General features: G+C 49.4%; 13 protein-coding genes and 1 other RNA gene. 5 read left to right on the top strand and 9 right to left on the bottom strand.

The features are described from left to right. Nucleotides 1–12 precede the first annotated feature (12 nt). Nucleotides 13–342 (bottom strand): hypothetical protein, encoded by a 330-nt coding sequence (locus R3B84_16170; GenBank protein ID MEZ6142101.1) that lies wholly within the window; start codon nt 340–342, stop codon nt 13–15. A 52-nt stretch (nt 343–394) separates the two neighbouring features. After that, entirely contained in the window at nt 395–1564 is a 1170-nt protein-coding gene (locus tag R3B84_16165) for a substrate-binding domain-containing protein (GenBank protein MEZ6142100.1), read from the bottom strand. A gap of 61 nt (nt 1565–1625) precedes the next feature. Between R3B84_16165 and R3B84_16160 the strand changes: the two genes are divergently transcribed. The 4 genes from R3B84_16160 (at nt 1626) to R3B84_16145 (ending at nt 8745) form a co-directional block, all read left to right on the top strand. Then, complete coding sequence (locus tag R3B84_16160) at nt 1626–4232, top strand: DUF1588 domain-containing protein (protein MEZ6142099.1); 2607 nt, start codon at nt 1626–1628, stop codon at nt 4230–4232. Between the two features lie 3 nt (nt 4233–4235). Beyond that, nucleotides 4236–5639, top strand: coding sequence for a DUF1552 domain-containing protein (locus tag R3B84_16155; GenBank protein MEZ6142098.1), 1404 nt, complete (start codon nt 4236–4238; stop codon nt 5637–5639). A 54-nt stretch (nt 5640–5693) separates the two neighbouring features. Further along, on the top strand, nt 5694–6788 hold the full coding sequence (locus R3B84_16150) for a sialate O-acetylesterase (GenBank protein MEZ6142097.1): 1095 nt from the start codon (nt 5694–5696) through the stop codon (nt 6786–6788). A gap of 109 nt (nt 6789–6897) precedes the next feature. Continuing rightward, complete coding sequence (locus R3B84_16145; protein MEZ6142096.1) at nt 6898–8745, top strand: UbiD family decarboxylase; 1848 nt, start codon at nt 6898–6900, stop codon at nt 8743–8745. A 56-nt stretch (nt 8746–8801) separates the two neighbouring features. Here R3B84_16145 and R3B84_16140 read toward each other — a convergent pair whose 3' ends face one another. From R3B84_16140 to R3B84_16115, 6 genes are all read right to left on the bottom strand, one after another. Then, nucleotides 8802–9656, bottom strand: coding sequence for a hypothetical protein (locus R3B84_16140; protein MEZ6142095.1), 855 nt, complete (start codon nt 9654–9656; stop codon nt 8802–8804). A 251-nt stretch (nt 9657–9907) separates the two neighbouring features. Further along, on the bottom strand, nt 9908–10423 hold the full coding sequence (locus R3B84_16135; GenBank protein MEZ6142094.1) for a hypothetical protein: 516 nt from the start codon (nt 10421–10423) through the stop codon (nt 9908–9910). Nucleotides 10424–10438: 15 nt separating this feature from the next. Beyond that, entirely contained in the window at nt 10439–13132 is a 2694-nt protein-coding gene (locus tag R3B84_16130; GenBank protein MEZ6142093.1) for a PAS domain S-box protein, read from the bottom strand. Nucleotides 13133–13497: 365 nt separating this feature from the next. After that, a complete protein-coding gene (locus R3B84_16125) occupies nt 13498–14604 on the bottom strand; it encodes a DUF444 family protein (GenBank protein ID MEZ6142092.1) in 1107 nt (368 codons plus the stop codon). A 71-nt stretch (nt 14605–14675) separates the two neighbouring features. Then, nucleotides 14676–14771: signal recognition particle sRNA small type (gene ffs / locus R3B84_16120), an RNA gene on the bottom strand. 19 nt (nt 14772–14790) lie between these two features. Then, the gene (locus R3B84_16115; protein MEZ6142091.1) at nt 14791–16830 is read right to left on the bottom strand and encodes a serine protein kinase; all 2040 of its coding nucleotides are present in this window, start codon (nt 16828–16830) and stop codon (nt 14791–14793) included. A 418-nt stretch (nt 16831–17248) separates the two neighbouring features. Between R3B84_16115 and R3B84_16110 the strand changes: the two genes are divergently transcribed. After that, a complete protein-coding gene (locus tag R3B84_16110) occupies nt 17249–17596 on the top strand; it encodes a hypothetical protein (GenBank protein ID MEZ6142090.1) in 348 nt (115 codons plus the stop codon). A gap of 248 nt (nt 17597–17844) precedes the next feature. Here R3B84_16110 and R3B84_16105 read toward each other — a convergent pair whose 3' ends face one another. Next, nucleotides 17845–18645 carry a putative hydro-lyase gene (locus R3B84_16105; GenBank protein ID MEZ6142089.1) on the bottom strand — a complete coding sequence of 267 codons (801 nt, stop codon included), beginning with the start codon at nt 18643–18645 and terminating at the stop codon, nt 17845–17847. Between the last annotated feature and the right edge of the window lie 23 nt (nt 18646–18668).

The following is an 18668-nucleotide window of genomic DNA, read 5'->3' as shown; positions in this document are numbered from 1 at the left end:
GAAGTCAAACGATTAAAATAATTTCGTTTGGGCAATGGTTTTGGGTCGTATCGTCGAAAAGTGATGTAACAAGACTGCAATCATCGCAGACGCAAACCAAGCGAAAGGAAAAGAAATCACGGCAAATAATGCCAGATAAAATCCCAAGGCAATAGTCAAATCGTGATTAACCGTTGGATCTGTGCTGATTAAGTTGAGCTGATATCGAGTCCCGCCAATGATACTTGCATAACCACATTTTTCAGCAACGCCTTCCGACACCACAGGCATGCTCAACGAAAAAATGTAAATGACAACAAAAACGAACGCGAACAATTTCCAGGAAAATGAATATTTTCTCATTTGTGTCGCCGATGCCAACATATTACTTGTTATTTTACCAAACTATACGAGTCTACTCGCCCAGTTGGCGTTGATCCCGATAGGCGGTGGGGGTCAGGCCGAGTTCCCGTTGAAAAACTTCACTCATCCGTGCCAGTGGACCAAAGCCAGTATCGCGGGCGATATCCGTAATCGATCTTTTGCTCTGCACGAGTTCCCGTTTCGCTCGTTCCAGCCGTACGCGACGGATTTCTGTCGCAATCGGGCGGTCCAGCACTTTTCGAAAATGATTCTGTAACGTGCGTGTTTCGACACCCACTGCCTTGGCGACATGGTCTGGTCCAATCCGTTTGTGGCTGTTTGCTGAAATAAAACGCAGGGCGTTGGCAATAATTTCGCTGTCTACCGCAAAAAAATCGGTCGATTCCCGCACTACCAGGCCCTGTGGGGCAATCCGCACCACCTGCTGCTGGCTGGTGGGCTCAACTATCATGCGTTCCAGCATCCGAGCCGCTTCGAAACCAATGCGATTATAGCCGATTTCCATACTGGTCAGCGACGGGCGGGGGTGTTCGCAGAGTGTCTCTTCATTTTTTCCAGCAATAATTGCCACATCGGCGGGAACCTGCCAGTGCCTGCGGTGGCATTCCTGCACCACCATCCGACCAGCACCTTCAGAACCCACATAAACACCAATAGGAAGTTGCCACTGCGACATCCATTGCTGGATCACCTCTTCCGTTTTTCGCCAGTGACTCAGGTGATCCCATGGATTCTGTGGGGTTCGATCCGAAACGCATTGAAAGCCCGCATCCTGCACGGTTCGTTGGAATTCAGCAACTTCCAGTTCATGTTCCACATTTTTCAGCGAAGTCAGGGTGGCAAATGATCGGAACCCCCGTGATAGTAAATGCTCCGCGAGCGTGCGGCCTACCACGATGGAATCCGGGTAGACACCGGAAACCAGTTTGCGGGCGGGGGAACTGGCCCACACATTCACAAGAGGTATCCCACTACGGCGGGCCTCCTGCACCAGTGGGTGATTGGTGCGGGCGATTATTCCATCGTACCGCCCAGCACCTGACTGGGCGTTCCGCAATGTATTGTGGGCGAATTCATCGATAATGGTATCCCAGTGGTGCTGTTCCGCGTATTCCTGAATGCCCGCAAAGATGTCTGCGTGCCTTTTGTAAGGCCACTGCAAATCGAGCATGATTGCGATGCGACGAGTGCTGGGTGCCATGATTATCTTTCGTAGAATCGTAAGCAAATTTCCGAAAATCAGAAACAATATCGGTTATAATATGGAAGTTGTACCCGCCACCAGTGGAAATAGCTGGTGTGAAATAGCGAATATTTTCCCACCTGGGTGCGTAGTTGCTGGGTTTCAGGAACGAATGATGCAGAAACTGTCTCCAATCTGGCCGCGGCTTTCCTTATTGATCCTTGGCTTATGGCTTGCGCTGGTCACACCATCGATGGGGGCAGATGCACCCACGTGGGCTGTTCCGAAACAGATTTCTACCTTACTGGGTGACTATTGTACCAACTGCCACACTGGCCAGAATGCCAAAGGCAACGTGCGACTGACCGGGCTGGAAAAACTTCCATTGAAAGAGCGGCTCGATCTGCTGAATCAGGTGCAGGAGCAACTTTTCTTCAAAATGATGCCCCCCACATCTTCCGATCAACTGACCACTGCTGAAGTGACCACTCTGACGAGTTGGGTGGAAAAAGAATTGGAAGCCCACCACGCATCCAGATTGGCCGACAAAAAACGCTATCCCGATGGTGGCAACTACGTCGACCACAACCTGCTGTTTTCTGGAAAGATTACGGAAAAGCCATTTACGCCCACCCGACGGTGGCTGGTCAGCCCACAGATATTTGAAGAGCGAATGCTTGACCTGTTCCAACTGGAAGGCCGCGAACGGGACAACATGAAACGCAGTGGCTTCTACGGAATCACCAATCCGTTTATTCTGCCAGATGGTGCGGGGGTGAAGTATTACGACCGTAGCGTGCTGGATGGTGGCCATCTGCTGGTGTTATTAGGTAATGCGGAATGGATTGCCACCAAACAATTGCAGTCCGCACTGATGAAAGCGGGTATGACGGATAAGTTGCCCAGCGACCCCAAAGATAAGTGGTACCCCAAAACAACAACTGCCGAATTCGAAACAATCGTGCTGGCGAAACAGCCTGCAACGGAAGTTCAGATCAAAACGGCAATCAATAAGCAATTTCAATTGGTATTGGGACGCCTGCCTGCTGCAGAGGAAATGGCGAAATACCTGAAACTGACTTCCAATGCGATCAACATTGCAGGAAATGTAGAAGGCCTGCGGCAAATGCTGAAAGCCGTAGTGCTGGAATCGGACTTTTATTACCGGCAGGAATTCGGCACCGGTAAGCTGGATCAGTTTGGCCGTTCCACACTGACACCCCTCGAGGCCGCCTACGCAATTTCCTACGCACTTGGCGATCGTGGGCCGGATGCGAAATTATTGCAGGCTGCCAACGAAGGCAAATTGACCACGAAGGCTGATTATCAACGCGAAGTAGCCCGACTGCTCGATGATCCCAACTACATGCGAGGACAGGTAGACAAATCGCTGAATGGGGGTGTTACTTCCATCACCGTTACCCACCCCAGAATGGTGCGGTTCTTCCGCGAGTTTTTTGGCTATCCCATGGCGATTAAAGTCTTCAAGGACACCAAACGCAGTGGGGGAGTTTACGCCAACGCCGATCGCGGCAGCACCCAGACACCTGGTCGCCTGATTGATGAAGCGGATCAGGTGGTGGCATGGATTCTGGAAAAAGACACCAACGTCTTTCAGGAATTGCTGACTAACGATCAGTATTTCGTTTACCACAATCTGGATAATGAAAAAGGTGCCAGATTAATCGAAAACTGGCGTCAATTGTACGAAATCCTGAAAGATACGGATTGGAAAAAGAATCCCGAAGAAGTGACCAAAAAATACGATGCGGAAATACGTAAGTATTTCGATCCGAAGGGTTTACCGCCAAAAAGTGCCCGTCGCCACGATCATGGCATGACGCGGGTAATGACCCACTTCGAAAATACTTTTGGCAAAGGTAGAACACCCTTTACCGTGCTGCCCTGGCAGCATGGGAACCAGTTCTGGTATTCCCCGTTGTACAATTTGTCCGGAACTCCCGGTAGAAACGGCACTTACACCAAAAATGACCAATTGAACTACCAACCGGTACAACCTTTTGCGGTGCCTAACCGCAAAGGAATCCTCACCCACCCTGCGTGGCTGGTGGCATTCTCATCGAATTTTCATAATAATCCGGTGCAGCGTGGCCGCTGGATTCGCGAAAAATTACTCGCAGGTTACGTGCCAGATGTGCCGATTACAGTTGATGCTCAGGTGCCGGATGATCCCCACAAAACGTTCCGCGAGAGACTGGAATTTGTCACAGCCAAACAGGAATGCATGAAGTGCCACCAGCACATGAACCCGCTGGGCCTGCCACTGGAGCAGTTTGATGATTACGGCCGCTTCCGCACCATGGAAGATCTGGAACACCCAGACAACCTGTTGAAGGTGGGTCAGGGGAACAATGCAGACACCTACAAAACCAAGCTGGTCTCCTCCAAAGGGGAATTGACCGGAACGGGCGATCCGAGCCTGGATGGCCCAGTGGCTGATAGTTTCGATCTGATCGATCGCCTGGCAAAGTCCGACCGTGTGCGGCAATCGATCATTCGCCACGCCTTCCGCTTCTTCATGGGGCGAAATGAAATGTTAAGTGATTCACAGACATTAATTGACGCGGATAAAGCCTACCTTGCCAGCGGTGGCAGCTTCCGTGCCGTTGTGATTTCGCTGCTGACATCTGATTCGTTTATTTATCGCAAAACCATACAGGAATAGAAAATGACCACACGTAGAGAATTTTTCCCACTGGCCGCAGGTGGGATGGGGGCATTCTTTCTGGGGGCTCCTTTCGTGCAGGCAAATCCTGCCGGCAAAAAGCCACCAATGCGGTTCATTTTCATGCACCGTGGTAATGGACTGTTCCCCCGCGTGGTGGTGCCACCCACACTATCGAAAGCGGATATGGAACGCGAAGCGAGAAAAGAAGCACTGGATATCGACCTCGACCGTCACGATCTGCCCGAATGGATGGCCTGTTTGACCAAACACAAGTCCGATCTCACCCTGCTTCAAGGTCTTTCGGGCAAAATGTGTACCACTGGGCACCACTCATGGTGCTCTTCACTGGGTGTGTACAAAGCAAACGAACGTATCAGTTCCATCAAATGGGCCACTGTCGACTTTGAACTGGCCAAACTTTTTCCATCGCCGATGGAGCATATCGAATTGGCCTGTTTCCCACTGGGTGGTGGGAATCCCCGTGGCAGCCTGAACGGCATTGCCAAAGGATTTTCCGCCCGTGGCCCACAACAGCCGAACTATGCATTCGGCTCACCGAAAATTGCTCTGCAGGAACTGTTTAAGTCGGTATCGGACAACAAAAACCTGCAAATGCAAACCCAACTGGCCAAACAGTTGTTGGAATTTACCCACGGTAACGAGGCACCACTGGTGCAGACGCTGAAAGGCCATGAACAGGCCAAAGTCAGCAGCTATGCTGATTCGATTGAAGCGATTCGCGAACGTGACCGCAAAATTGACCTGATGGCGGAACAGATTCGCAAGCACATCCCCAAACTGGATGCAAAATATCTGGCAGAAGAGATGACGACCATCGACCGCCAGCGTGGGCATGCTGAAGTACTGCTGGGTGCGTTGATTTCCGGCCTGACCAACGTGGTTTCCTTTACGATCGATGAACTTGGTCACGATTACACTGGAATTCCAGGAATCGAAAACGAAAAAGTGAACATGCACGATGTTGGCCACGGCAAAAGCTTTGGTGGGCTGGATGCAGAGGAAATCCGCAACCGTGCCCGTACGCACCACATGACCCTGGTGGATACCATCGTCAGCCGGCTGAAAGCGGTGCCGGAAGGTGATGGCACGATGTTTGATAACACAATGGTTATGTATTTCCCCAACAGTGGGGAAACCCACCATTCGCTGGGCTGGGAATATCCATTTGTGGTGCTGTCCGGTAAAAATACCCCGCTGAAGATACAACGGCGTTACATTCGCCTGCCCAACTACGATCAGCCAGGGCACAAAACCCTGGGCAACTGGTACACCACCATCCTCAATGCCTATGGCAACCCAATTAAGCACTTTGGGGATTTCGATCCGGGGATTGCCCGCTATCAACCCAATCAGGCAGGGCCGATTGAACAGTTTCTTGCATAAGAGTGCTGCGTTCAAATACCACAGCAACAAGAAGTTACTCTCCTAAAGGTAAGAATGATGAACAAACGTAATTGGAAGTTATTGACTCTGGCAGTGGTTTGCGGCATCGCATTGAATGTGCGTGCCGCAGATGATGCTGCCACCCTGCCCGTACCGGACGGCAAACCAGCCGACATGACCAAACCAGTCAAGGTTTTTATCTTGTTGGGTCAGTCCAATATGCTGGGCTTTGGCAAAGTGGTTGGCGATAAAGATGGCACCCTGGAACATGCCGTCAAAACCAAAAAACTGTACCCATTCCTGGTAGATGCGGAAGGGAAATGGACCGTGCGTAACGATGTCCGTAACGTGCGGGTGATGGTGGGTCGTGGCGGTGGTGCCATGGGCATTCATAACAACGAATGGCTGACCATTGGCAAAGGAAACATCGGTCCGGAAATCGGTATTGGCCACCATGTGGGGAACACCCTGACCGAACCGGTGATGATTCTGAAAAGCTGCATCGGCAACCGCAGCCTGGGCTGGGATTTACTTCCCCCTGGCAGCAAAGGGTTTGAAACAGAAGAAGTAGACAAGAAAACCGGCGTCAAAAAGACGTTTGTTTACGCAGGTTACAAACAGACACCGATGAAATGGGAAAAAGGCACCACCCCCAAAGATGTCAACTGGTACGCTGGCAAACAGTACGATGACGACATTGCCAACGCGAAGAAAGTGCTGGCTGACCTGGAGAAGTTTTACCCAGGTGCCAAGGGTTACGAAGTGGCAGGCTTTTTCTGGTGGCAAGGCGATAAAGATCGTTATGATGCTGGCCTGGCAGGTCGTTACGAGCAGAATCTGGTCACCTTGATTGAAACCCTGCGGAAGGATTTCAACGCACCCAAAGCACCGTTTGTCTGTGCCACGCTGGGCCAGACCAAAAAGGGCGATGAAGGCAATGAAGGGCTGATCCTGAATGCCATGATGGCCGTCGATGGCAACTCCGGCAAATATCCTCAGTTCAAAGGCAACGTGGCCACCGTTTACACCAACCCACTGTCCAAGGGTGGGGCTTCGAACGGGCACTATGGTGGCAATGCCGAAACCTACATGAACGTGGGGCTTTCCATGGGCAAAGCGATGGCCGACCTATTGAAAGGTGGCAAGTAATTCTGATTCCTTTTTGATTGTCCTTGTCGCCCACCCTTTTCTTTTTGAACAGATCCCAGTTACCTTTTCAGCAATCTGTCGGTTAGGTTAGTATTCCATACGATTGCCGATGATGATTCACCGAACTCTTCACGATTGTGTGCGGGATCTCGAAAAAGCAGGAATGGTGCGGCGGATCGATCATGAAATCGATCCCCACCTGGAAATGGCAGAGATCCAGCGACGCACTTACCAGGCTCAGGGGCCTGCATTGCTGTTTACCCGGCCGAAGGGCTGTCGTTTCCCGATGGTGGGGAACATTTTTGGTACTCCAGAACGAACGCGGTACCTGTTTCGCCACACGTTACGCACCGTTCAGACGCTGATTCGGGTAAAAATGGACCCACCTGCGGCACTGAAACGGTTCTGGCAACTCTGGCGATTACCCGGTGCTGCATTGTCGATGCTGCCCAAACGGGTTCGACGTGGGAGCGTTTTTGCCAACGAAACCACCATCAGCCAGTTGCCCAAACTGGTTTCCTGGCCAGATGATGGTGGGCCTTTTGTCACCCTGCCGCTTGTTTTCAGCCACCACCCGGATCAACCGGGCTGGCGACGGTCCAATCTGGGCATGTACCGAGTCCAATTAGCTGGCAACGACTACCTCCAGGATCAGGAAGTGGGTCTGCATTACCAACTTCACCGTGGGATTGGCATTCACCACCAGCGAGCGATGGAACGTGGCGAACCGTTGCCTGTCAACATCCTGGTTGGTGGGCCACCCTCATTGATTTTGTCGGCAGTAATGCCACTGCCAGATGACCTGCCCGAACTATTATTTGCCGGTGCATTAGGTGGCAGGCGGGTGCGACTGGCAGCACCCCAAATCGATGGCCGCACCTGGCCTGTCGTGCCCTCAGATGTCGATTTCTGCATTTGTGGCGAAATTTATCCTGGGGAAACGAAACCGGAAGGCCCATTCGGCGATCACCTGGGGTATTACGCCAAAGTGCATGATTTTCCGGTCTTACGGGTGCGGAAAGTATTCCACCGCACGAATGCCATCTGGCCGTTTACCGTGGTGGGCAGGCCACCGCAGGAAGATACCTCATTTGGTGAAATAATTCACGAAATCACTGGTCCCCTGATCCCCACGGTGCTGCCCGGCGTGCACGAAGTGCATGCAGTGGATGCGGCAGGTGTGCACCCACTGCTGCTGGCAATCGGCAGCGAGCGGTACGTGCCGTACAGCGGCAAGCGCAAACCACGCGAACTACTGACCTGTGCCAACGCCATTCTGGGCCAGGGGCAGCTTTCACTGGCAAAATATCTGCTGATTGCCGCCCACCAGGATGATCCGAAACTGACCACCCACCACATTGATGAGTTTCTGGTTCACCTGCTGCAGCGAGTCGATTGGCAACGTGATCTCCATTTTCAGACACGCACCACGATGGATACACTCGATTATTCTGGCAGTGGCCTGAATGAGGGTTCCAAAGTCGTCATCGCGGGTGCGGGACCGGTTCGTCGCCAGTTAGGCACTGATCCCACTCCATTTCGGGAATTATTCGCCAGCGTTGGGCCTGTTGCCAGCACCATTCCTGGGGTGCTGCTGGTGCAGGGGAGCCGGTTTTTCGATCGATCGGACACGCTGACCCGCTTACAGCAGGTGCTGCACCACCAGAGCGATTTCGCAGAAAAGTTCCCTCTGCTGGTCGTGGTGGATGACCTGGCGTTCGCTGCTGCGAGCCTGAACAACTTCCTTTGGGTGACATTCACCCGATCCGATCCCGCCCAGGATATCTATGGAATCGATGAATTTATCGAACAGAAACACTGGGGCTGTCGAGGTTCTTTGGTGATTGATGCCCGCATCAAACCTCACCACGCCCCACCTTTGGTGGAAGACCCTGCGGTAACGAAACGCGTGGATGAACTGGCCGCACGTGGGGGGCCACTGGCAGGTCTGTTTTAGAACCTGCAAAAATGAAAATACACGATTGAAAAAATCATATCTTCATTCGTTGCACATTACTTTTTCAGCACATCTGCCAGCCATTTTCGCAATTCAGCCCGTTCGGGGATATCTTTCAGCACCCACTCGTCGCTGTGGTTTGGGTAAGGAAGTTTGCGAAGTGTGGCTTTGATCTCCGTTATCTGCAGGAACTTGTCGATCTCAGCCACCGATTGCTCATGAGAAACATACAGTGGGCGTCCGTTCAATCGCTGCAAACGTTTGCGGGCAGCAACCACATCATCTTCCGGATAATTCCACCTTCGCACACCATCGAAGTGACTGTGGGTGATGATTGCCCGCCATAGCTTTGCCGTTTCGTCATCGCGCAGACCAATGTAACTACAAGCCAGAGCACCGCGCGAGAACCCAGTCAGAATCTGTGCCTCGGGGTTGCCTCCATAATCCCGGCAAATCTGTGCCACAACTTCCCGACAGTATTTCGCTGTTTCGTCCGGATCACCCCACCAGTTCAGTGCATGTGCCTTCGATTTTGGATCGACGAAAGGCAGGCAGACCCAGATCATGCCCCGCCCACTACTGATGCCGTAGCCCAGTTTGCAATCCTCTACTCGTCCGGTACAAGTATCACCCAGTTTGTTTTTGAAACCACCATTCCCAGGAAATTCGAAGATGACCGGGTATTGCTTACCCGACTGCCAATCAGTGGGGAGGTAAACGGCATGAGAAAGTTTCCAGTCCTGATAGTTTGGCAGAGTCAGCCGCACCCGACGACCCGCAGCCGGGGGATCATCTGTCACCACAGGCACGTTCAGGTCGGATTTCAACTGGTGCAGATTGCTGACCTGTTGTGCCTGCCCGAACATGGTGAAGAGGAACAGGGAAGTAAACCCCAGAATTGACCTGCCCATAGCACCCACCTGAAAAAGCGTTTCTCAACCGAACAATTACAGAGCATGAAATTATTTCCACGCTATATTAATATATCCACGACTTGCTTGGATTTAGCAATTTTCTTGTTGTCGGGGCGAGTTTTGGGGTGTAGCAACTTGCCATAACTGCTTATTTGACAAATATTTGCGTCTGCAGAAACTTTTTTGTGAATTTTTCCAAAATAAATATCACCTTGTATCAAAAAGGAGTATTTGATAGTGTACATATATCATAAATGTTGATGGCACGCATAACAAATCGGTGCAGGGGGCTGATAAAGCAATTTATTCATTCGTGCAAATACTGGTTCATGTGCGTCATGTAATGAATTAAAAATATTGTCTTCAGAAATGCCAGCTGTTTCAGCAAAAATACGAATAATGTATGCTTCTCGGATATCAGAGGTACTCCATCCAATTGAGTGAATTGGTTTGTGCGCATGTTGAGACAAGATAATAGTATGCTTCCAGCACAGCCTCTTATTCTGGGAAACTAATGCGTTATACAGATGAATTCCACCAAAGAAGTCATTCCCAAGTTGAATATCGAGAATTAAAAAGTCATAGAGATTAATACGATTTAAATGAGCGCGAAGCTTAGGTAAAAACTCGGCATGTGTATTAGCATTTACTGAAGTGACAAAATAACCACGTTCCTCTAACTGCGTTTTGATGCTTTCCCTCAGATAGGGGACATCGTTTACGACGATAACACGTGGCAAGTTGGTATTTTTTTCATCTGACATAGTTGGCCCCTGTGTTTAAGAATGTGTAAATAGCGATGTAGGAAGAGTGACAATTGCGTCAGCTCCACCTCGCGAGTTACCAAGAAGCGGATAAGGCGAGATTTTCCCTTGTAAAACGTTTATAACAGTTTCCTTTACAATATACCATCCGTTGCCATTGCCAGGAATAGAGTCACTGGTGACTGGGAAGCGAGTTCCAGGACAGCCTAGTATATTTAAATCTATGCCATTGACTCCGCGACCTGCGTCGCTAACTGTTAGAGTTGTCCACCCTTCTAATTGTGCGACGGAAACAACGATTTTTTTGTCGTCAGTATCGCGTGGATCGATCGTATATTTCTTTGCATTATAGATCAGATGATATAGAACAGTAGTAATTGCATTCGCATGTGCTTTAACAATGATTGGATCACTTAAATAAACGACACTTGGGTATTCAAGTCCGATTTGATTGCACATATCATTAGCAATTGCCACACAACTCGATAGCAACAAGTTTTGTGAACCTAGTGGCATTCTATCACGATACGCTCTGCTACTATCAATTGCCGACATGAGCCCCAACGTTCTGGCAACTGAATCTACCATAGCAACTGCAGTTTCTTTGCCAATTAGCTGCAACTGACTTTTAATATATCCAAGGAAATGAGATAGAGCATCATGATCTATCGATTTTACGAAAGGGCTGATGTTGCGATATCGTGTTGCATCGTAGTTGTCTGTGACATCAAGATATGCGCCGACTATGTGCGGGCGAGCTAGCCCATCTACTACAAGGTCGCAGCGAAATTTATGTCCAGTAAACCGACGCAATTGCCCATTTGGAAGTCTAACATCTTCTGTGCCGCTCCATTCTCCGTAGACAAGAGCAGTATTGTCGTAATTCCTTAGTCGGATAGCTTCGCGTGTATTTGTCGAAAAGAAAAAATCAGCACTCTTACCAATGACGTCACAAACTCGGCATGTATGCGAAGAAGTTGACATGGCTTTCGCAAATTCATGGTTTGCTACAATATAGTTTCCATGAGCATCTTTGATATACATTATGATTGGGGCATGCATAAACATTTGATACAATGCATCATTTCGGAGCACTAAATCTGTTACATCAGTAGAAACTCCGAGAACATGTGGTCGGCCCGCGTATTCGAATGAACTCTTTACAGTCGAGTACCACTTTGTTTGACGGTTGATGTTACTAGGTGGCGGGATAATTTCTTCTTTACACGAAGTGACAAAATTCTTATGTGATCGTGCAGCATCGATCGCTTCCTGGTCTGCCGATTCGAAAATGCGAAGTTGACGTGCAATTGCCTCACGGTCATCACCATGGTACACATCTCGATCCGACTTGTGTTCAAGTTCATTGCCAGAACTAAATCCATAAAATGCTGCGAGAGCTCGATTTGCGTATACAAATTTACCTTCTTCATCTTTAATAAATATCATTTGCGGCGAAGTATCAGATATAGAATGCAGCAACAATAGTGCTTGTTTTCGATCTGTGATATCCTCGATTTGGCCAGATACATAATACAGGCTTTCATAGGAAGATCGTTTGCCATTTGCATGTATCCATTTTTCACGTCCATCAATTAAAATTCTGAATTCAATGTCGTATGCTTTACCTTCCTCGTTTTGCAAAATCGCCGAAGCGACTCGCATGCGATCCTCTTCAACAACACAGGCCAAAAACGTTTCGGTAGTGACAGGCTCATCACTTGAAAGTCCGAATATTTCCCGCCAACGATTTGATACAGTAATATGTTTGTTAGGATTGCGTTCACCAAGAATGCGATCCCAGCCTGCAACTTGCCCTGATTCCACAATGCGGGCGTATCGCATTAGAGATGTATTTAGTTCACGGTTTGCATCTCGAGCACGGCCTTGAAAAACCTGATTGTTAGGACAATACTGTGTGCGCACATCTAAGAGTATGCATCTTCCGTAAGGTAGCCTTACAGGAATAATGTAAGTTGGATTCTTTGGAGCTTTACCAACTAAATACTTGGCTATGGTAGCTCTAGCATGCCGACGAGCAGATTTTGTTGCATAAATATCATAAATGGAATAAGCCGCACACAGCTCTTGCGGTATACCAAATAAATCTGAGGCACGCTGATCTATCTTTGTGAAATTTCCATCGATATCGTGCTCATAATGAAATTCATATTCGTTCGATAGCTTGAATTCATGTCCACCTAGCAGAGTCCTCATCAACCGTCGCTCGTTAGTTGTAAGGGGCGTAATTGCTTCAAATGATGTGTTGAGTGAGATATCTATTCTCAGTAACTTCCGAGGTGCGCCACCAATACCATCAGGCAAAGCAATTCTAACTTCTGAGATCCACTCTGCAAGGCGTTCATTTGCATTCGCGCGATGACGCCACACTCTTCTAACAGTGCTTCGTGATTGCTTAACAGGCGTGCCTAATTGCATCAGGCATTTTTCTTGTTGAATTTTAGAAAATTCAACATACCAGTCATCAAACAGATCTTTGTCGCAATATGGCCTATTGTACACTTTCGGCGTGTTGGGATGTGCAATTAATTTCATTATCTGATGACCGGGCACAGAATAACTCCCATCCTCATTGAGGATACTAACCTCCAATCCGATTAGCTGAGCCATCGCTGACACTTGCTCATTACTAGTCGAATTCGCAACTTGCATTATTAATTCAACAGGATCTAAGTTAATCTGTTCCATCTATAATACGCCAAATTGTACGTAAACATTAACATTATACATAAACACCTGATTTTGCCAAGAATTTTCTTGCATAATTTTATCTTTCACCTATTCGACTCACACTAAGTTACATAAGTTGGACCTTTATTGTTTATATCTTGAAAGATAAGACTTTTTAGAGGTTAATATATAGTTTTATGTCATAAGACATTTGGACATTTTTTCATTTGAGTATACTATTCAATCCAGAGTTTGTGAACTCTGGATTTATCATATTCCAACTGCAATTCACAGTATTTCATTAGCAGGTTGTTACACCAGTGTATTAGTAGTAAAGTAGTACAGTAGTAAAGTTTGAATTTTCTTCGATCATTTCTGAATTCTCACCTTCCCGTGGAGAGGAACTGCTTGATCGAATGGATGATGCTTTCGCGGTCGGGGATCTGGCTGAGGACGAGGTTGGGCTGGTCCTGGCTGAGGGCTTCCAGAAAGTGGATAAACTCTCCACTGCCGTAGGGGCTTTCGACCTGGCCATAGCCGAAAAGGTTCACTTTGGGCAGTAGTTGGTCGTACAGCAGGTTCAGGCAGCGCTGGACATCGTCGCTCCAGTTATCACCATCAGAAAAGTGGAAGGCATACAGATTCCACTCTTCTGGTGGGTAACGACTGTCGATAATTTTGTTCGCCAGACTGTAGGCACTGCTGATGCGGGTGCCCCCACTTTCGCGGGTGTGGTAGAACGTGTGTTCATCCACTTCCTTCGCATAGGCATCGTGGATGATGTAGACCTGCTCTACCCCCTGGTAGTGGGCCTTGATCCAGCTATCAATCCAGAACGATTCGATCCGCACAATCTCTTTCTGCTCGTCGGTCATCGAGCCGGAAACATCCATCATGTAGATGACGCACGCCACAGCGTCTGGTTTCTGCACCGTTTTCCAACTGCGGTAGCGTTTATCTTCCCGAATCGGGATGATTTTCGGATCGGTGGGGTTGTACGTGCCGGAGGCAATCTGGCGTTTTAACGCACTGCGGTAGGTGCGTTTGAAATGCCGCAGCGATTCCGGCCCCACGCGGCGAATGCTGGAATATTTATCTTTTTCGGTTACCAGGTTCTTTTTGCCACGTGGCTCGATGCGGGGCAATTGTAGTTCTTCGCCCAGAATGTCGGTTAATTCTTCCAGTGTAAGTTCCACTTCCAGAATGTGGCCGCCGGGCTGATCCCCCGCCTGGCCGGGTGCGTTGCCATCCTGATCCGGATCGGACAGTGGCTGGCCGACCTGACCTTCGCCGGAACCCACCCCACCGGAGCCTTTTTTGCCAAAACGGAACTGTGGAAGATTGATCGAGGGCAGTGGGATGCTGACCACGTCTTTCCCTTTCTTGCCAATCAGTTCGCCACGGGAAATATACTTGCCGAGGTTCGATTTGATTTTTCCACGCACTAATTTGTGGAAGCGCTGCAAGTCGCGTTCGATCTTTTTACCCATGGTGACGAGCACCTCGCATGATTGATGGTGGGATAAGAAGCGAATGTGGCAGGGTAACCCGCAGTGGTGAGAAGGATGGGGGTGCCCTGAGCCGCCCGGTACGATGCTTATGGCTGCACCTTCCGGCCTGACCAGGTTCACACTTTTCCGTCGGTCAGGCCCCCACCCATCTCACCACTGACGTGGTTATTTCTTGGTTTGACCGCGGGCGAAGATACTCGCCACATAGGTCAGCACGTCTGTCGCACTCGATTCATTGTAACCGTAATTCCGGATCAGCCGCTGCTTCACAATATCGATCTTTTCCTGCGTGGCTTTATCCACCACGTTGGAAACCAGTGAAGTCAGTTTGATGGTATCCTTCTGATCCTCAAACAGTTTCAGTTCCAGTGCCTTTTGCAGACGTTCATTTGTCTTATAGTCAAACTTCTTACCGTCAATTGCAAGAGCACCGATATAGTTCATGATTTCTCTGCGGAAATCCTCTTTTCTGGTCTCTGGGATGTCGATTTTCTCCTCGACCGACCGCATCAGGCGTTCATCCGGCTCTTCATAAGCACCGGTGTAACGGTTGCGAACTTTTTCGTGCTGAGTATACGCCTTTACATTATCGATGTAGTTGCCACACAGTCTGGTGAGAGCTTCTTCATCTGCAGCAATCGCCCGCTGTACCTCGTTCTTCACAATATCTTCATATTCCTCTTTCACGCTGGCAATCAGCTCGCGGTAGTGCTTCAGCGTTTCCTCATCCGTAATCAGTGCGTGGTGCCGCAGGCCCTCTTCCAGCTCTTTCAGCACCATGAACGGATTGAGATTATCCTCATCCGGGTGGGCCACCAGGGCGTTGGAAATCTTGTCCTGAATGTACCGTGGGGAAATTCCCGTCATCCCTTCGTTGGGCGATTCCCGCCGAAGATCCTGAATGCTGTCTTCGGTGAAACCGGGAAGGGTTTTTCCATTATAAAGTTTTAATTTTTGCATTAACGACAATTGGTGGTTCTTCGGTGGATCCAATCGCGTCAGCACGGCCCACATGGCTGCAATTTCAATCGTGTGGGGGGCAATGTGCTTGCCCATCACCTTCTGAACATTAAAATCCTTTTCATAAATACGCACCTCATCCCGCAGGCGGGTGACATAAGGCACATCAATTTTGACGGTTCTGTCCCGCAATGCTTCCATGAATTCGTTGTTCTGCAGCCGTTTATATTCGGGTGCATTGGTATGACCAAGTATTACTTCATCGATGTCAGTCTGGGCAAACTTCTTCGGCTTGATCTTGTGTTCCTGCGACGCACCCAGCAGGTCGTAAAGGAAAGCCACGTCCAGTTTCAGCACTTCGATGAATTCCACCAGCCCACGGTTGGCGATATTCAATTCCCCGTCAAAATTAAACGCACGTGCGTCGGAATCGCTGCCGTATTCTGCAATTTTGCGGTAGTTGATATCCCCGGTCAGTTCCGTGGAGTCCTGATTTTTCTCATCTTTCGGCTGGAAAGTTCCGATGCCGATCCGATCCTGTTCCGAAAGCAGCACGCGGAACACCACAATATCTTCCATTACTTTGAGCCAGTCGCCGTTGTACTGCTTCATCCGTTCCATGAACATCTGGCGGCAGAATGGGCAGAGGTCCCCACTGATGGTAATGTGGTGGTTTCCCTGCTTGTTGGCGTTCAACTGTTCCAGCACGCGAGCCCGCTGTTCTGTGGGAATTAAGTGCAGTGGTTCTTCATGCATGGGGCACTTCTGCACCGTGCCATCAGGCATTTTCCATCCATAACTATATAATTGACCACTATCAGAGCGGGAATAATCTTCTAATCCTCGTTTGAGCAAACGAGCGATTGTGCTTTTTGCCGATCCCACAGGACCGTGCAGCAACAGCACCCGTTTTTCGGTGCCATAGCCCTGTGCGGCTGATTTGAAGGTGTTCACCAGTTGCTGCAGGGTGCGGTCGATTCCGTACACTGCTTCCCCCAGGCGGGCACCATATTCGGTAAAAAATTTGTAACGAGTTAGTTTTTCTTTGTTTTCGTAACTTTCATCTGTTCCGTGGGACATAATCATGTCGTACAGACGCTGATACGCTGTCCGTGTGACCTGGGGATTTTCCACCACAATATCCAGGTATTGGGCAAAAGTTCCTTCCCAGTGCAGCTTCTGAAAATCGAAAATATCGCTTTCTGTGCGTAATCCTGCCAGAATGGCTGTGCCGTTGATGCTCATTATTGTTCTCCTCGTTCCTGGCGCACTCGCACCTGCAAGACGATTCCCACGCGTTGTGTCAATTGTTTTCGGGTAGGAAAACCCGTCGGCGGTGCGGGGGTTCAAGATTGCGTTCCACCAGTATCCTTATGAGATGAAACGCCTTATCCATTTTACCTTGTTCTGGCTCGATAAGAAAAGGGCAAAACAATCTTTGTCTATGGGATTGCCCGGAAAATCATTAAAATCGTTGCCACAAAACGGTGAAATCGCACCACCAGTACCCTATTAGATAGTTCGGACTGGCCGTCGGTTCATTTTCGTCGCAAGTTTCCAAATCGAGGTGCGTTCTCATGAAAATGGCCCCCACGTGCGTCGGGCTTGACCAAATGTCCAAGATAGATTCAGATACACGAAATTGTTTTCAAAGGAGTGAATCATGAAAAATATGTTCGCACTGGTGGGAATGGCCGCACTCGCATTTGCAGGTGCGGGCTGGTACCTCGGCTGGTACAACATTTCCCGCAAATCGAATGAAACCGGCAAACAGGACATTGCTGTTGAATTAAATACGGGCAAAATCCTGGAAGATGGCAAAAAAGGCCTCGAAAAAGCCAAAGACGTGGTAGAAAACCTCGCCTCGAAGAAAGATGCACCCAAAGAGCAGGGACCAGCCAGTAGTTTTTTCCTGCCCGCCAATGAAGAAAAATCGTCCGGTGGCTGGCGAAAAATTGACGATAATGCACCTGAAGTGAAAGTTCCCCAACTGACAGTGCCAAGACAATAATATTGCAATATTATATTTTTGAAATGCTGCAATATTGCGAATTAAGTTGAATCGGGTTGTGATAAAAGCATTGGGTTCTCTTGCTGGATGGTGCAACAACCGTCATTCCCGCGAAGGCGGGAATCCAGTCTAGAAACACGAAGTGTACCTAATGAACTGAAACCCACCGCGGAACGTCATTCCCGCGAAAGCGGAAATTTACTGCAGAAACTCGAAGTGGCATCGTTGTGCGGTTTGCTACTTTGCGGTCAAATCACCGTCTTGTCGCACAAATCGCTGTCCTGCAGATCAGTCACAAACATATGACCAGGTGCGTGGGTGATTGCAAATGGTAACCGGGCCTGTTGCAGCACCGATTGTGGGGTAACACCGCACGCCCAGAATACGGGAACTTCGCCAGACGAAATGGGCACCGCATCCCCGTAATCCGGCTGGTCAATGCTTGAAATCCCTAATTTGGCTGGTTCACCGATCTGAATTGGCCTGCCATGGGCCAATTGGTAATGCCCACAGATTTCGGAGGCTTCTTTTGCCTGTTGAGGGGTCATTGGTCGCATCGACACCACCATTTTGCCGGCAAAACGCCCCACTGGCTGGCAATCGATGTTCGTGCGATACATGGGCACGTTCAAATGCTGGTCAATATGTCGCACCGGCACACCTGCTGCCAACAGTGCGTTTTCAAAAGTGAAAGAACAACCTAACAGAAAGGTTTGTAAATCGTCCCGCCACCAGCAGGAAATTTCAGCGGGCTCTGCGGTGCATTCTCCGTTCAGCCAGATTCGATAGCGTGGCAGGTCGAAACGCACATCTGCACCCGGTGCGGTGCGTACTGGTTCCACGCACCCAGGTGGGAGAACTTCCAGCAGGGGGCACGGCTGGGAATTCATGCGACAGAACTGTTCAAAATCGGCAGCAACCTCAGCGGGCAAGCAGACCAGGTTCGCCTGAACATACCCAGGTGCCATCCCTGGCGTGGGACCCCGCAGTTCACCCGTGCGGCAAGCCAGGCGAACTTCATTTCCCGTCTGAAAATTGGTGGGTTGCATAGAAAATTGTGAAAAAAGAATGA

The sequence above is a fragment of the Zavarzinella sp. genome, from assembly GCA_041399155.1.
Lineage (GTDB): Bacteria > Planctomycetota > Planctomycetia > Gemmatales > Gemmataceae > JAWKTI01.
The sequence above is the reverse complement of the archived record's forward strand: the minus strand, read 5'-3'. Positions and strand labels throughout refer to the sequence as shown.

Bases quoted from the DNA above. Each gene is read 5' to 3' on its own strand.
- R3B84_16170 (MEZ6142101.1), bottom strand. From the start codon at position 342: ATGAGAAAATATTCATTTTCCTGGAAATTGTTCGCGTTCGTTTTTGTT.
- R3B84_16165 (MEZ6142100.1), bottom strand. From the start codon at position 1,564: ATGGCACCCAGCACTCGTCGCATCGCAATCATGCTCGATTTGCAGTGG.
- R3B84_16160 (MEZ6142099.1), top strand. From the start codon at position 1,626: ATGGAAGTTGTACCCGCCACCAGTGGAAATAGCTGGTGTGAAATAGCG.
- R3B84_16155 (MEZ6142098.1), top strand. From the start codon at position 4,236: ATGACCACACGTAGAGAATTTTTCCCACTGGCCGCAGGTGGGATGGGG.
- R3B84_16150 (MEZ6142097.1), top strand. From the start codon at position 5,694: ATGATGAACAAACGTAATTGGAAGTTATTGACTCTGGCAGTGGTTTGC.
- R3B84_16145 (MEZ6142096.1), top strand. From the start codon at position 6,898: ATGATGATTCACCGAACTCTTCACGATTGTGTGCGGGATCTCGAAAAA.
- R3B84_16140 (MEZ6142095.1), bottom strand. From the start codon at position 9,656: ATGGGCAGGTCAATTCTGGGGTTTACTTCCCTGTTCCTCTTCACCATG.
- R3B84_16135 (MEZ6142094.1), bottom strand. From the start codon at position 10,423: ATGTCAGATGAAAAAAATACCAACTTGCCACGTGTTATCGTCGTAAAC.
- R3B84_16130 (MEZ6142093.1), bottom strand. From the start codon at position 13,132: ATGGAACAGATTAACTTAGATCCTGTTGAATTAATAATGCAAGTTGCG.
- R3B84_16125 (MEZ6142092.1), bottom strand. From the start codon at position 14,604: ATGGGTAAAAAGATCGAACGCGACTTGCAGCGCTTCCACAAATTAGTG.
- R3B84_16115 (MEZ6142091.1), bottom strand. From the start codon at position 16,830: ATGAGCATCAACGGCACAGCCATTCTGGCAGGATTACGCACAGAAAGC.
- R3B84_16110 (MEZ6142090.1), top strand. From the start codon at position 17,249: ATGAAAAATATGTTCGCACTGGTGGGAATGGCCGCACTCGCATTTGCA.
- R3B84_16105 (MEZ6142089.1), bottom strand. From the start codon at position 18,645: ATGCAACCCACCAATTTTCAGACGGGAAATGAAGTTCGCCTGGCTTGC.